Source organism: Acinetobacter sp. TYF_19 (assembly GCF_043105125.1).
Lineage (GTDB): Bacteria > Pseudomonadota > Gammaproteobacteria > Pseudomonadales > Moraxellaceae > Acinetobacter > Acinetobacter johnsonii.
The window spans coordinates 1-14047 of sequence record NZ_JBICLH010000062.1 but is presented as its reverse complement, the minus strand read 5'-3'; the positions used below and the strand labels follow the sequence as shown (position 1 = coordinate 14047).

14 protein-coding genes are annotated in these 14047 nt (G+C 43.2%); 6 read left to right on the top strand and 8 right to left on the bottom strand.

Annotated features, from left to right (window positions below; all coding sequences use genetic code 11):
• Positions 1–29: 29 nt before the first annotated feature.
• From scpB to ACF8FD_RS08540, 5 genes are all read right to left on the bottom strand, one after another.
• The gene (gene scpB / locus ACF8FD_RS08560; protein WP_010327370.1) at positions 30–617 is read right to left on the bottom strand and encodes an SMC-Scp complex subunit ScpB; all 588 of its coding nucleotides are present in this window, start codon (positions 615–617) and stop codon (positions 30–32) included.
• Entirely contained in the window at positions 617–1411 is a 795-nt protein-coding gene (locus ACF8FD_RS08555; protein ID WP_005400316.1) for a ScpA family protein, read from the bottom strand. Before ACF8FD_RS08555 ends, scpB begins: the two co-directional genes overlap by 1 nt.
• A 449-nt stretch (positions 1412–1860) precedes the next feature.
• Complete coding sequence (locus ACF8FD_RS08550; RefSeq protein ID WP_010327369.1) at positions 1861–2127, bottom strand: hypothetical protein; 267 nt, start codon at positions 2125–2127, stop codon at positions 1861–1863.
• Positions 2128–2181: 54 nt separating this feature from the next.
• The gene (locus tag ACF8FD_RS08545) at positions 2182–2799 is read right to left on the bottom strand and encodes an L-threonylcarbamoyladenylate synthase (protein WP_004695345.1); all 618 of its coding nucleotides are present in this window, start codon (positions 2797–2799) and stop codon (positions 2182–2184) included.
• 85 nt (positions 2800–2884) lie between these two features.
• Entirely contained in the window at positions 2885–3547 is a 663-nt protein-coding gene (locus tag ACF8FD_RS08540; protein WP_058870158.1) for an elongation factor P hydroxylase, read from the bottom strand.
• 97 nt (positions 3548–3644) lie between these two features.
• On the opposite strand from ACF8FD_RS08540, the gene ACF8FD_RS08535 reads away from it, so the two are divergent.
• From ACF8FD_RS08535 to lysM, 6 genes are all read left to right on the top strand, one after another.
• Positions 3645–4202: a DUF177 domain-containing protein gene (locus ACF8FD_RS08535; protein ID WP_004982945.1), complete on the top strand. Its 558-nt coding sequence runs from the start codon at positions 3645–3647 to the stop codon at positions 4200–4202.
• Between the two features lie 76 nt (positions 4203–4278).
• The gene (gene rpmF / locus ACF8FD_RS08530) at positions 4279–4461 is read left to right on the top strand and encodes a 50S ribosomal protein L32 (RefSeq protein WP_004279227.1); all 183 of its coding nucleotides are present in this window, start codon (positions 4279–4281) and stop codon (positions 4459–4461) included.
• A gap of 176 nt (positions 4462–4637) precedes the next feature.
• Complete coding sequence (fabD, locus tag ACF8FD_RS08525; RefSeq protein WP_279679278.1) at positions 4638–5624, top strand: ACP S-malonyltransferase; 987 nt, start codon at positions 4638–4640, stop codon at positions 5622–5624.
• Positions 5621–6355: a 3-oxoacyl-ACP reductase FabG gene (gene fabG, locus ACF8FD_RS08520; protein WP_062034057.1), complete on the top strand. Its 735-nt coding sequence runs from the start codon at positions 5621–5623 to the stop codon at positions 6353–6355. Before fabD ends, fabG begins: the two co-directional genes overlap by 4 nt.
• Positions 6356–6441: 86 nt before the next feature.
• Positions 6442–6678 carry an acyl carrier protein gene (gene acpP, locus ACF8FD_RS08515; RefSeq protein ID WP_004695351.1) on the top strand — a complete coding sequence of 79 codons (237 nt, stop codon included), beginning with the start codon at positions 6442–6444 and terminating at the stop codon, positions 6676–6678.
• Between the two features lie 246 nt (positions 6679–6924).
• On the top strand, positions 6925–7398 hold the full coding sequence (lysM, locus tag ACF8FD_RS08510; protein ID WP_004695352.1) for a peptidoglycan-binding protein LysM: 474 nt from the start codon (positions 6925–6927) through the stop codon (positions 7396–7398).
• A 68-nt stretch (positions 7399–7466) separates the two neighbouring features.
• Here the strand turns inward: lysM and ACF8FD_RS08505 are convergent, their stop codons facing one another.
• The 3 genes from ACF8FD_RS08505 to atzF are packed head-to-tail and all read right to left on the bottom strand — an operon-like array spanning position 7467 to position 13627.
• Positions 7467–8171 carry a GntR family transcriptional regulator gene (locus ACF8FD_RS08505; protein WP_094148254.1) on the bottom strand — a complete coding sequence of 235 codons (705 nt, stop codon included), beginning with the start codon at positions 8169–8171 and terminating at the stop codon, positions 7467–7469.
• A gap of 3 nt (positions 8172–8174) precedes the next feature.
• The gene (gene uca / locus ACF8FD_RS08500; protein WP_234304592.1) at positions 8175–11777 is read right to left on the bottom strand and encodes an urea carboxylase; all 3603 of its coding nucleotides are present in this window, start codon (positions 11775–11777) and stop codon (positions 8175–8177) included.
• A gap of 20 nt (positions 11778–11797) precedes the next feature.
• Entirely contained in the window at positions 11798–13627 is a 1830-nt protein-coding gene (atzF, locus tag ACF8FD_RS08495) for an allophanate hydrolase (RefSeq protein ID WP_234304593.1), read from the bottom strand.
• Positions 13628–14047: the final 420 nt, after the last annotated feature.

The following is a 14047-nucleotide window of genomic DNA, read 5'->3' as shown; positions in this document are numbered from 1 at the left end:
TTAGAAATTATCATCAACAGTTCACCTATTTACGACTTCGGTGCATTCGCATCGAGCGCCATAAAAGCTTCCTTGGCATCCTGCAGGGGAGGCAACTGACCTAAAGAATTTAGGCCAAATGCATTTAAAAATTGGGGCGTCGTAACTAACAACGCAGGTCTTCCTGGGAGTTCACGAAAACCAGATTCTTTAATCCAGTTCCAATCAAATAACGTTCGTAACAGTTGACTGTTATTTGAGACTCCTCGAATTTGTTCTATATCTGCTCGAGTGACGGGTTGATGATAGGCAACCACGGCCAACATTTCGAGTAGCGATGGCGAGAGACGAGTTGGTCGCTCTGGCCACGTTTGTGCAACGATTTGACGGTATTTTGCTCGAACCTGAAAACGAAAACCTTGAGCAGTTTCAATCAGTTCAATCGAACGACCATGTTGTAGCATGGCAAGTTGTTGTAAAAACTGGCGTAAATCTTGTTTGCTATATTGATTTTGGAACGATTCTTTCAATCGCGCAAGTGAAACAGGCGCATCACTGGCAAAAATAATTGCTTCTAATTGCATCAACACTTCATGCAAGTTGTCTTCATTCGTTACAGGAGCGGTTTGTTCTAACATTATTTTTTGACTCCTTGTATCGAAAGTGGTGCTTCAACACCTGAACTCACAATTTGAATACGTTGCTGACGAGTTAACTCTAAAATGGCCATAAACGTCACGACCATGCCCATGCGACCTTGGATGGGACGCAGCAAAGATTCAAAAACTAAAACTTCACCTGAAGCGACTTTGCTTTCAATAAAAGCCATGCGTTCTTCAAGTAAAACTGGTTCTTGTGCAATTTGATGGGTAATCGGCTCAGGTCGGTTAAACACGCAGAACAATGCATCACGCAGCTGTTGCACATCATGACCGTCATTATTATCTAGAGTTTGGCCTAAGCTGACATTGGTTGAGAAGGTGTCTCGCTCTAATATAGGCATTTGCCCCAAGCGTTCAGCCGCTTGTTTAATACGGAGATAAGTTTCTAAACGGTCAATCAGCTCTTGTTTTGGGTCTTTTTCAATTTGGATTGCATTGGGTGCTTTTGGCAATAGCAAACGTGACTTTAAATCAGCCAATAGCGCAGCCATCACCATATAGTCTGCTGTCAGCTCAATGTTCAGCGACTTCATGGCATCCATATAAGACAGGTATTGCGCTGCAATCGGGGCAATATCTAACTGTAATAAGTCAAAGCCGTTTTTTTGAATCAGGTAAATCAGAAAGTCGAGTGGTCCTTCAAAATGCTCTAAAAGAATTTCAAATGCAGCGGGAGGAATATATAAATCCTCGGGGATGGAGTCATGCCACTCATCCATAACACGGATTTGTGGAAGATCTTCCATGGCATTATGGACGGATTGATTCATTACAGTTATTGGCCACGCGAATTTTCAAAGGCATGATTATGTTTTTTCGAATCAGTACTTAGGAGAAAAAGTAGAGGTGATTTAAAAAATACATAATTTTAATAGGGCTTAGTGTAAAACAAATTGCGGTGTGAATACATGATTTAACCGACCAAATAACAAAAAAAGCTGTAAATAAATAGAGAGTATTTATTTTTGTGATGCTTTTTATCCACTGATGTCGTAGCTAAATTTGTAGAAATGGGGTGGATTTGAGAGAACTTGGCACACTTAGGGCATAGTCCTGTAGTTTGCAAAATAATCGATTTGCTGCAGATAGTTAGATGGGTGATACAGATTTATTGAGATTAGAGTAGTGATGGACAACGTTTTAATTTTATAAATGGTTTGAAAGAGTGAAGAGAGTCGATGAAGCTCAAGTTAATGTCAGTTGACGCCAAAGAAAAGATTTACTCAGGTGCTTGTAGCGCAAATTCAATGATGCGCTGACAGCTGTCTTGTAGGCAGAGATTTTTGGGTTCGAGGTATTTGAAATATTGTTGGATGGTCGAGATCGGTAGGAAATAGTTGTACAGATTCTTTTCCCACATAATGCAGTTGATTGAGCTATGGCGTTGCACCAAAGTCTCGGACTCAAGCGTCCAAGGACGCTGCACATATAAATTATGTTGCTCGGGAAATTGGTTGAGATTGAGCAAAACCATAAACAGGGTCATGTTGATCTCTTGAGAATGTGAGATTCAGTTTCCCTAGCGAATAAATGCAGCGCATCACTCAAATGCGCTGACATCGCCAAGCCCACGGCGAATCACTTCAGGGTGATCACCTGATAAGTCGACAATACTGGTGGTGCTCAAGGTACCCAGCCCGCTGTCGATAAACACATCAATTCGTTTTGATAGTTGCATTTCTATATCATAGGGATCATCCAGTGGTTCTTCCTGATTCGGCAGGATTAAAGTACTGGTTAGTAGTGGTTCACCCAACTCTTTGAGTAACATTTGGCACACAGGGTTACTTGGAATACGTAGACCAATGGTTTTTTTCTTCGGATGCATCAAGCGTTTTGGAACTTCACTGGTTGCAGGCAAAATGAAGGTGGTCACGGCTGGTGTATTGTTTTTCAGTAAACGATACATAGCATTGTCCACTTTGGCATAAGTGGCAATATCGGACAGATCTGCACAAATGATGGCATATTGATGTTTGGCCCCAAGGCCGCGAATTTGAGCAATCCGCTCCATGGCATTTTTATTCCCAATCTGGCAGCCAATGGCATAAGCGGCATCGGTCGGGTATACCACCACATCGCCTGCACGAATCCGTTCTACTGCTTGGCTGATGGAGCGTGCTTGAGGGTTATCAGGATGGACTCTTAAATGAAGCATCGTTTTTATCTCCTGATGGTTTTTTCAACATTATCGCGCTTTATCTCGGTGATGTTCAATGACCAAAATGTGAATCGTGTGAAATTTAGTCGAGCATTTCTCTTTGAAATTCATCGCTCTGTAATGTTTTGCCAGCACGAGTACATAGGCAAATACAGTCAATGAAGTGTTTCGCATCACGTGGCAATTGAGCTTGGCCTGAAAAATAAGCCTGAACTTGAGCGAAAACATGGTCTTTGAAGCGGTTGCCGTCACCACCTTCACCAGTCAGATTGTCTAAGGAAACACGGAACTTCCGACCAAAAGCTGTGGCAAATAACCATTCAATGGCTTGCGGTTTAATTTCAACCTGCTCAAATAAAGCTTGTTGCTCAGCCGTACGACCATCGGGTGCATACCAGTAGCCTAAGTCGGGGAGTAGACGGCGTTGGTCTCCTGCGATGCTCCAATGGCTGATTTCATGCAAGGCGCTATTAAAAAAACCATGGGCAAATTGGATGCGTGCAGGGGTGCTGTCTATCGCGGGAAAATATTCAGGTTCAAAGTCACCTTTAACCAAGTTGACATTCAGGTGGGAAAACCAACGATTAAAGTGTAAGATGAGCCAATCAACTTGTTCTGCTTCTGTACACAAATTCTCCCACGTCGAGAGTTGCACTTGGCGGTTTGAAATGTCAGAATCGACAGTTGAAATTGTGCTCACAAGTGATGAAATACTCACTTCTGTTTGCGGCTGCAACAGATGCATGACTTAAGTTACCCAAATGGTCTGTCTAAATAAGTACAAAATTGTATCTTAATCTTTGACAGAGTACTGATGAATTTGTAGAATTGCCGCCTTAATTATGTCAGCAAATACCTTTCCGGCACAGATTGAGCCGTTTAAATGGGCCGAACAAGGCTTTACATGGTCAGGAACACTGCCATTGTCTCGCTTTGCTCGTATAGCCCGTGAAGCTGTTGGATCAATTGATGATCAATTGATTAACATAGACTGTAAGCTATCAATGGATGCGTATCATCGTATTGTATGGCTAGATGGTCACGTTGAAACGAACGTTCCAATGGAATGCCAGCGCTGTTTAGGCACGGTAAACATTGAACTCGTTTCAGATTTTCATCTAGCTCTAGTGGATGATGAGTCACTGATAGAGCGCTTGGATGAGGATGCTGATTTCATCGTCTTAGGTGAAAGTGAAGCAACGACGAAAGGTAGCTATGATGCGCCTGCGACGGCTGATTTACTGTCTCTGATAGAAGATGAATTGTTATTGTTGATGCCTTTGTCTGCTAAGCATGACGCTTGTGAACATAAGCACCAACCTGCCGTTGAAGAACTTGTTGAAGAAAAGCGGGATAATCCGTTTGATGTTTTGGCAAGTTTGAAGGGTAAACTTAACTAATTTTTGTGTTATACTCTTCCGTATAAGACAACTGAATTTGTTCTGATCCATATTTTTCGATTTGTAAGGAGCCATCATGGCCGTTCAGCAAAACCGTAAAAGTCGCTCTCGCCGTGACATGCGCCGTTCACATGACGCTTTAACCGAGAATGCATTAACTGTAGACCAAGCTACTGGCGAGACTCACCGTCGTCACCATGTATCTAAAGATGGTATCTACCGTGGTCGTCAATTATTCGCTAAAGCATCTGCTGAATAATTGTCGAAGCATTAAGCTTAGAGCTTAGTCGAAAAAAGGGGAGCGTAAAGCTCCCTTTTTTTGTTGTCGAATTTTTATCGCTGCTGTTTTTGTTGTATTTGGCAATTACATCGACCTAAATTAAGTGTTAAATTTTCGCTCCATAAACGAGAGCAAAGACAAGAAAGGACTTTTTTATGTCTGCGAAACAACTTGATCAAGTCGCTCAGGCAACAAAAACAGCTTTTGTATTTCCCGGTCAGGGTTCACAAAAGGTTGGCATGTTGGCTGAATTGGCAGAACAATTTGCCAGTGTTGAAGCAACATTTGCAGAAGCCTCTAAAGCGGTTGGATTCGATTTGTGGCACATTGCACAATCTGGTGAAGGTTTAGACCAAACTGAATTTACCCAACCAGTATTGTTAACTGCCAGTATTGCTTTGTGGCGTGTATGGTTAGAACTTGGTGGTGTTGCACCGAAGTATTTGGCGGGACACTCACTTGGTGAATACAGTGCGTTGGTTGCAGCAGGAAGCCTAAGCTTAGGTGATGCAGTCAAGCTGGTAAATTTGCGTGGTAAGTTGATGCAAAGTGCTGTACCTCAAGGTAAGGGTGCAATGGCAGCCATCTTAGGTTTAGATGATGCGCAAGTTGTTGCTTTATGCCAACAAGTTTCGAATCAAGCTGAAGGTTCAGTTGAAGCGGCTAACTACAATGCTCAAGGTCAAGTGGTGATTGCTGGTGAAAAAGCAGCAGTTGAAGCAGTGATGGCTTTAGCCAAAGAAAACAGCGGCAAAGCGATTGCACTCCCAGTTTCTGTTCCATCGCATTGTTCATTGATGAAGCCTGCTGCAGAACAGTTCGCACAAGCTTTGGAACAAACTGCCATTGAGCTGCCTAGCATACCTGTAATACAAAATGTGGGCGCGGAAATTGCTACAGATGTAGCACAAGTCCGCCAAGCACTTACCGCTCAGTTATATGAGTCTGTACAGTGGACCAAAACAATGCAGTTTATTCAGGATCAAGGGATCCAATATGTTGCAGAGTGTGGTCCAGGCAATGTTTTGGCAAACTTGGCAAAACGTCTACCTAATATTGAAAAAGCATTTCCACTCGATAGTAAATCACGCTTGGAAGATGCACTAAATGCCATTTTAGTGGCTGAAGGAAAAATTGCATGACACAGGAACGCAAAATTGCACTCGTGACAGGTGCAAGTCGAGGGATTGGTGCTGCCATCGCTCAGCAACTTATTCAAGACGGTTATTTTGTTGTGGGTACTGCGACATCTGAGTCAGGTGCAGAAAAACTTGCTGTAAGCTTCGGTGAACACGGTGCAGGTAAAGTGCTCGATGTTCGTGATGGTGCTGCCATTGATGCGCTGGTCACTGACATTGAACAAAACTATGGTCCTGTGTTGGTTTTGGTGAACAATGCTGGGATTACCAAAGATAATTTGTTACTTCGTATGTCAGAAGATGACTGGGATGACATTTTAAATATCCATTTAAAAGCAGTTTACCGTTTGTCGAAACGCGTTTTAAAAGGTATGACCAAAGCGCGTTTTGGACGAATTATTAATATTAGTTCTGTGGTTGCGCATTTTGCCAACCCAGGTCAGGCCAACTATTCAGCAGCGAAAGCTGGTATTGAAGCATTTAGCCGCAGCCTTGCAAAAGAAATGGGCAGCCGTCAAATCACTGTAAACTCAGTGGCGCCTGGTTTTATTGCAACAGAAATGACTGAGCAATTAAGCGAAGACATCCGTAAAAAAATGAGCGATCAAGTGGCCTTAAACCGTTTAGGTGATCCACAAGATATTGCAAATGCGGTGAGCTTCTTGGCATCAGACAAAGCGAATTACATTACTGGTACGGTAATGCATGTAAATGGTGGTCTATACATGAGCTAATTGGCTGATGGATAAACTTTCAAAATTTTAAAGATTCAATTAAACTAACGGCATTAAAAACGCCACAAGCAATGAGGAGAATTCCTGTGAGCGATATCGAACAACGCATCAAGCAAGCAGTTGCAGAACAACTTGGTCTTAAGGCTGAAGAAATCAAAAACGAAGCATCTTTCATGGATGACTTGGGTGCTGACTCTTTAGACCTTGTTGAGCTTGTTATGTCTTTCGAAAACGACTTTGACATCACAATCCCAGATGAAGATTCTAACGAAATCACAACTGTACAATCTGCGATTGACTACGTTTCTAAGAAACTAGGTTAATACATATTGTTTCAGCTTTGCTGAATGGAAAAGCCACCCATTTGGGTGGCTTTTTTATGCCTTTCAAAAAACGCAAAGTGCTTAACCCATCTTTAAAATCTTTTATTTACTGGGGTAACTTACAAAGTTTTACTTTAAGAGGACTATTCGCTACCAAATCTGTTGTCTTTTTTGGGTATAAAAAAGGGTGTCTCATTTTTGAGCATTCAATATAACAACACTGATATAACAAGATGGAGCATACACATGGGTCTTTTTGATTTTGTTAAAGGCATTGGTAAGAAAAACACAGCCGCAGCCGAGCCTCAAGCCGCACCAAGCACACCAGCAGAGCCATCGGCTCAAGAAATTGCCAACAAGTTATTGGGTCATATCAAAGCATTGGGCTTACCTGTGACGGGACTTTCAGTCAGCTATAACTCCACCACGGATTTGGCGACCGTGAAAGGGCAAGTTCAGACTCAAGCCGACAAAGAAAAGATTGTTTTAGCCGTCGGTAATATTGACCATGTGGCGCAAGTCGATGATCAACTCACTGTGGCGAGCCCTGAACCTGAAAGTAAGTTCTACACGGTTAAATCGGGGGATAACTTATCGAAAATTTCCAAAACATTTTATGGTGATGCCAACCAGTACAATAAAATTTTTGAGGCCAACCGTCCGCTATTGAAAGATGCAGATGATATTTTCCCAGGCCAAGTCCTACGTATTCCTGCTTAAGTTAAAAGGTTGAAGAAAAGGCGCATGAAGCGCCTTTTTTATTTGAGTGTGGAATGTTGATCGAGTGCTTAGCGACTTGCTTTCACAACAGCATGCTGACTGAGCATACCTAAGGTAATTTTTTTTACTTCATCCCGACTTTGTTGAATGTGAGCGCTGATCTTTTCAACGGCAAGCTCTGTCTGTTGCTGTGCTATATAATTCAAAATGGCTTGATGCTCCGCATAGGTGGCTGCAATCCGATCTGTTTTTGAAAAATCGAGGCGACGAATAATGCGAATTTTTTCACTGATCTCTTGGTGAATTTTGATCATTTCTTGATTGCCAATGGCACGAACCAATGCACAGTGAAAATCTTCATCAATTTTTGCCATGGCTTTTAAACTTGACAGATACTGCTCCGGTGCAACCATCCAAATTTTGTGTAGGTGTTTCATTTCCTTCGATGGCTGAGATGCACTGCTGCATAACTTTCGAATTGCATACTGCTCAATCATGATGCGTAACTCATACAGCTCATCGTAGTATTGCAAGTTCAACGGACGGACAGTCCAGCCACTACGAAATGCCACCTCTACATAGCCTTCTTGTTGCAATCGATATAGCGCCTGCCGTGCAGGCGTACGACTGACCTGATAGTTTAAGGCGATTTCCGATTCGGTAAAACGTTCACCTGGCATCAATTTGAAATCAAAAATATCGTTTTTTATTTGCTGGTAAACCAGTTCAGACAAATTGTCTGAACTTGAACCTGCACGTGTCGTATTGGGCATGCGTTATTCCATATAAACCAAAGGCTCACCGCTATGAACGGTTTGTCCAGCCCGACAAATAATGGCTTTGACAGTACCATCATCCGCAGCGTACACCGGTAATTCCATTTTCATGGCTTCAATAATAGCAATGGTTTCCCCTTTTTTCACAATCTGACCTTGTTCTACTAATATTTTCCAAATATTACCGGTCATCGAAGCATGTAGTGCTGCATAGGCGCTGTAGTCAGTCTCATCAGGTATTTCTGCAATCAGATGTTCTTGATGATCAACACTTTCTTTCCATAAGCCGACTTCAGCACTGAAAGCGTGTTGTTGTTGTGCTCTAAACTCGGCAATGCTGTCTTTTTCATCTTCAAGTAGTTGTAAATACGCTGCATAGTCAAATTCAGTGTCTTCAATGCGAATTTGTGCTTGACCATTTTCAAAATCGGCACGCCATTGCTCTAACTCTGACTCAGATACGGGGAAGTATTTGATTTGATCAAAGAAGTTTAGGAACCATTGTTTGTCACCAAACTGTTTGTTCTTTTTAAATTTATTCCAGATGGGTAGGGTGCGCCCAACCAATTGGTAGCCGCCTGGGGAATCCATACCGTATATACACATATACATGCCGCCAATGCCTACGGTGCCTTCAGCGGTAAAAGTACGTGCAGGGTTGTATTTCGAGCTTAATAGGCGGTGGCGTGGGTCAATCGGTACTGCACATGGAGCGGTGAGGTAGACATCACCAAGGCCTAAAATGAGGTAATGGGCATTGAAAATAATTTCTTTGACTTGCTCACGGCTGTCTAAACCATTTATGCGTTGAATAAAATCGACATTGTTTGGTAGCCAAGGTGCTTTGGCACAGACACTTTCTTGATAGCGTTCAACAGCACCTAAAGTTGCACTGTCTTCAAATGCCATTGGGAGATGAATGATCCGTGACGGAATCTTGATTTGGCTTAAATCACCCATTTGCTGTTCAAGCTTGAGTAGAAATTCGATCAATTGATGCTGTGGAAGCGTGAGTCCATCGTATTTGATTTGCAGCGAACGTACACCGGGAGACAGCTCCAATATGCCTTTAATATTGGCTGCGCGAATGAGTTGCATGAGCTGATGAACGCGTAAGCGTAGCGCCAAGTCTAAAACGTTGTCACCGTACTCCAGTAAGATATAACTGTCACCTGCTTGGCGGTATACCGTGCGTGGGGACACATCAGTTGCCTCTAAGCTGGCAAGAATTGCGGATGGTGGAATGTTACTGCTTGGTGGCTCAGAATTAAGGGCTGCATGAGCAAAATTTTCGATCCGTTCAATTTGTTGTTGTTCTAAGGTATTGGCTTGTTCAACGGTTAAAGGATAAAAGCTGATTTTATCATCGGCTTTAAGTTGACCCACTTTCCAAAGTTCAGCTTTGGCAATGGTTACAGGGCAAACGAAGCCCCCCAGACTTGGCCCATCTTTGGCTAAAATGACAGGGAAGTCACCTGTGAAGTTAATTGCACCAATGGCATATTCACAGTCATGGACATTGGATGGGTGGAGTCCTGCTTCACCTCCATTTTCACGTGCCCAGCTTGGTGTTGGCCCTGACAGTCGGATGCCTAGACGGTTGGAATTGAAGTGTACGGTCCATTCGGAAGCAAAAAAATCTTCAATATATTCGGGTTTAAAAAAGTCAGGTGCACCATGTGGTCCATACAGAACGCCAATTTTCCATTCTCTGCCGTAGCTTGGAATGAGTGCAGGAGATAGAGCTTGTGGTTCTTGCGTGGCTAAAGGTGTATCGCTATTTGGATGGGTTGTGTTGACGAGTTTGATCATGTCACCTGCACGAAGTACACGTCCTGCATGCCCGCCAAAGTTACCTAAAGCAAAAGTCGAACGACTGCCCAAATATAGGGGGACATCGAGTCCATGACGAACGGCTAAATAGCTACGGCAACCAGATTCGACTTGTCCTAAGCTGAGTACTTGACCTGCGCGAATGTGAATCGGCTGCCAAAAGGTCACGGGCTTATCATCCAGTTGCGCAGGGCATGGTGCACCTGTCAGTGCAATCACACTGTCTTGGTGGAACTTGAGGCTTGGGCCTTGCAGGGTGAACTCGAAACCTGCTGCGCTAGCATCATTCCCTACAATTTGATTGGCCAATTGAAAAGCATAGTCATCCATAGGACCCGATGGTGGTACACCAATATCCCAATAGCCAACACGTCCCGGAAAGTCCTGAATCGAGCTTTGTGTGCCAGCTTGGAGTACTTCAATCACATTCGGTACGTAGTCAAAGTCATCTAGCAAGCGTGTCCAGATTTGCATTTGTGCAAAGCGTTCATCAGAGATCACGCTATGTGCATAGTCTAAATTGGTGCTGATGCCATTTAAACGAGTTTGAGAGAGCACACTTTTTAGTTGCTCAATGGCTTGTTCACGGGTGTCCGCATGTACGATGATTTTGGCAATCATCGGGTCAAAATATTGCGAAATTTCTGTTCCTGTTGAAACCCATGTATCAACACGACAATTGTCTGGAAATACAACTTCGGTCAGTACACCTGGGCTGGGTTGGAAGTTCTTAACTGGATCTTCTGCATAAATACGCACTTCAATCGCCGCACCTTGCGGTTGGATGTTGCTAAGCGCAGTCCAATCCAGTGCATCGCCCGCAGCGACTTTAAGCATGCATTCAATCAGGTCTAAACCCGTTACCATCTCAGTGACAGGATGTTCTACTTGTAGTCGGGTATTGACCTCAAGGAAGTAAAATTCATCACGTGCAGCATCATAAATAAATTCGACCGTACCTGCGCTGCGGTAATTGACCGATTTGCCTAGTTCAACTGCTGCTTGGTGTAGTTTTTGACGTGTGGCTTCGGGCAGATGAGCCGCAGGGGTTTCTTCCACTACCTTTTGGTTACGACGTTGCAATGAACAGTCGCGTTCGCCCAATGCAACCACTTGACCTTGACCATCACCAAAAATCTGAACTTCGACATGGCGTGCACGGTCAATAAATCGTTCTAAAAATACGCCCGAATCTTTAAAAAATTGTGCGCCTAAACGTTTGACGCTTTCATAAGCTTCAACTAAGGCTTGTTCGTTATCACAGCGGGTGAGACCAATACCACCACCGCCTGCGGTACTTTTCAGCATGATGGGATAACCAATCTCTGTAGCTGCAGAAATTGCCTCATCTAAGCTTTCAAGTAAGCCTGTACCCGGTGTCATAGGAACCTGTGCAGCCGCCGCCAGTTCACGCGCACGGTGTTTTAAACCAAACTCTAAAATTTGTGTCGCGGTTGGCCCCATAAAAGCAATATTATTTTTTTCACAAGCCTCTGAAAATTCAGCACTTTCTGATAAAAAGCCATAGCCTGGGAAAATAGCTTCTGCCCCCGTTTTTTGTGCAGCTTCAATCAATTTTTCAATGCTTAAATAAGTGTCGGATGGTTTTAAGCCGTCTAAAGCAATGGCAATGTCTGCATCTTTGACATGTTGTGCGTAACGGTCACTATCTGAATATACCGCTACACTGGTCAGCCCCAGTTTTTTTAAAGTGCGAATTGCACGTACGGCAATTTCGCCACGGTTTGCAATCAATACAGTTTTAAACATTTTATAATTCCTAAATTTGACTAAGCTTGTTCTACTTTTGAATTGTTACAGTGTTGGATATAGGTGCGCCAACCGCCAAAGTGACTGATATTTTCGGCATCGTTCAAGCCATAAGGTTCGCAAATGAAACCTTTAACCCATCGACCGTCTGCCAGTTCGACATTGCCCATGCCCAGTGGTGTCGGAATCTCTGCGACAAATTCTCCAAAGCGAGCGGTGGGTACATCCCACAGTTCAACAATGATCTGCTGACCGTGTTCATCGACTCGGGCTAGACCGGGTTTAGGTGGGATCGTGCCATTCAGTGCAAACAGGGCATAGTGCTCAGCGGTATACGTGGTTTCCACAAGCACAGCATCACGTGTGAGCAATTGGAAGTTCAACGGCATTCCAGTCAAGTGTGCTCCAACCACCGCAACACGGATATGATGTGGAGAGACTGAGTTCTGTAGCCTTGGAATGGGTGCATAGCGGTCTAAAGCCCCCAGCTTTAAGTTCAAATGCGTCTGCCAAATTTTTCCGAATTCAATCAGAGCTTGGTCATACCATGCAGGTGCAATTAGGCTGATGCCGAAAGGTAAACCGTCGGTGCGGAAACCTGCGGGTAGGGCGAGAGCACTTAAATCGGCGAGGTTGGTAAAATTGGTATAAGTCCCAAACTCAGAGTTCAGACTAATCGGTGATTGTTCCATTTCTACAAGGGTATGAATGGTTGGGGAGGTAGGAACAATCAATGCATCAAATTGGGCCAAAGTATCTTGAATTTTTCGGGTCAAGTCTTGCTTTAAGTACTCTGCGTTATAGGCATCAACTGCACTAAAATCATGACCTTTTTGAATGATTGTGCGCACTGTCGGATCGAAAACCTCAGGCTGCTGAGCCAATAATTCGGCAACCGCCGCCGTACGTTCTGCCACCCATGAGCCTTGATAGAGTTGGGCTGCTAATTGTTCAAAAGCCGAAAAATCAATTTCAGTAATTTCAGCACCGAGAACTTTTAACTGTTCTACAGCCAGTTGGAAGGCATACTTAGCTTGGTCATCTCCAAAGAATTCCAGTTTTTGGGGAATAGCAAAATGCGGTTTAGCCGAGAGTTTCGCAGGTGTAGTCTTTGGATGCTGGCGTGAATAGCTATCTAGCGCATCGTAGTGTTCTATCATTTGGGCAATGGTGTCGGCGTCTGTTACAGTTAATGCGAAAATCGAAATACAGTCCAAGCTTTTACAAGCTGGTAATAAACCACGATTTGAAAAACGGCCTTTAGTCGGTTTTAGTCCAATAATATTGTTAAATGCAGCAGGAACACGGCCAGAGCCTGCAGTATCTGTTCCGAGTGCAAAGGGCACCAAGCCACGAGCTACAACACTGGCTGAACCAGAGCTAGAGCCACCACTGACATAGTCAGCGTTAAACGTGTTACTGACTGCACCAAAAGGAGAGCGTGTCCCGACAAGCCCCGTTGCAAACTGGTCTAAATTGGTTTTTCCCACAACAATGGCCCCTGCATTTTTAAGCAGGCGAATGGTTTCGGCATCTTGCGTAGCAACAGTTGTCAGGGCCTTGCATGCGGCCGTGGTGATAAATCCAGCAACATCGATGTTATCTTTCACTGCAAACGGAATGCCGTATAAAGGAAATTCTTTGCTGAGGTCTGTGGCTTGATCTGCTTTTTGCTTTAAGGCTTCAATTTGTTGGGAAAGTATTTCTGTCGTAGCAATTGAAATCCATGCATGATCAGGTTGTGGTAATTGTGCTACATAGTCGATTAAATCTTCAAGATGAATATCTTGGTCGAGATAAGCGGTTTGCCATTCTTGAAGTGTCCAGCCAATGCATTTGTTCTGACTCATTTTTTGCATTCCAACTTGTATACATGATGGAATACAAAAAGCAGAATCTATGCCAATCTAATCAATTTGATTTATCTTTGGTTATAATTGTTATAAATCAATTTGTTGAGAATAATAATTTAGTTTAATTGAGTGATTCTAAGTGTTTTTAGAGTTGCACCAAAACAAGTGCATAGGGGAGCTAATGGTGCTTTTTATGATCAAGTCTTGGGTGGTCTGACGTTAAACTATTTAAAAATAGGATTTAAATCATATTCGTTTTTTATGTGAATTGAGGGAATTAAAGCCAAAAGAATTGAGGTTAAAACATATTCTAAAATAGGATGATTCAAAGAAAATATACACACTCAGTTTTTAATTTTTATGTATAACTGGCTTTGTTGCACAAAGATTTGAAATGCAAAGCACCCCTAATTGAGC

Excerpts from the sequence above, each read along its gene's own strand:
- scpB (WP_010327370.1), bottom strand. The coding sequence starts at position 617 with ATGTTAGAACAAACCGCTCCTGTAACGAATGAAGACAACTTGCATGAA.
- ACF8FD_RS08555 (WP_005400316.1), bottom strand. The coding sequence starts at position 1,411 with ATGAATCAATCCGTCCATAATGCCATGGAAGATCTTCCACAAATCCGT.
- ACF8FD_RS08550 (WP_010327369.1), bottom strand. The coding sequence starts at position 2,127 with ATGACCCTGTTTATGGTTTTGCTCAATCTCAACCAATTTCCCGAGCAA.
- ACF8FD_RS08545 (WP_004695345.1), bottom strand. The coding sequence starts at position 2,799 with ATGCTTCATTTAAGAGTCCATCCTGATAACCCTCAAGCACGCTCCATC.
- ACF8FD_RS08540 (WP_058870158.1), bottom strand. The coding sequence starts at position 3,547 with ATGCATCTGTTGCAGCCGCAAACAGAAGTGAGTATTTCATCACTTGTG.
- ACF8FD_RS08535 (WP_004982945.1), top strand. The coding sequence starts at position 3,645 with ATGTCAGCAAATACCTTTCCGGCACAGATTGAGCCGTTTAAATGGGCC.
- rpmF (WP_004279227.1), top strand. The coding sequence starts at position 4,279 with ATGGCCGTTCAGCAAAACCGTAAAAGTCGCTCTCGCCGTGACATGCGC.
- fabD (WP_279679278.1), top strand. The coding sequence starts at position 4,638 with ATGTCTGCGAAACAACTTGATCAAGTCGCTCAGGCAACAAAAACAGCT.
- fabG (WP_062034057.1), top strand. The coding sequence starts at position 5,621 with ATGACACAGGAACGCAAAATTGCACTCGTGACAGGTGCAAGTCGAGGG.
- lysM (WP_004695352.1), top strand. The coding sequence starts at position 6,925 with ATGGGTCTTTTTGATTTTGTTAAAGGCATTGGTAAGAAAAACACAGCC.
- ACF8FD_RS08505 (WP_094148254.1), bottom strand. The coding sequence starts at position 8,171 with ATGCCCAATACGACACGTGCAGGTTCAAGTTCAGACAATTTGTCTGAA.
- uca (WP_234304592.1), bottom strand. The coding sequence starts at position 11,777 with ATGTTTAAAACTGTATTGATTGCAAACCGTGGCGAAATTGCCGTACGT.
- atzF (WP_234304593.1), bottom strand. The coding sequence starts at position 13,627 with ATGAGTCAGAACAAATGCATTGGCTGGACACTTCAAGAATGGCAAACC.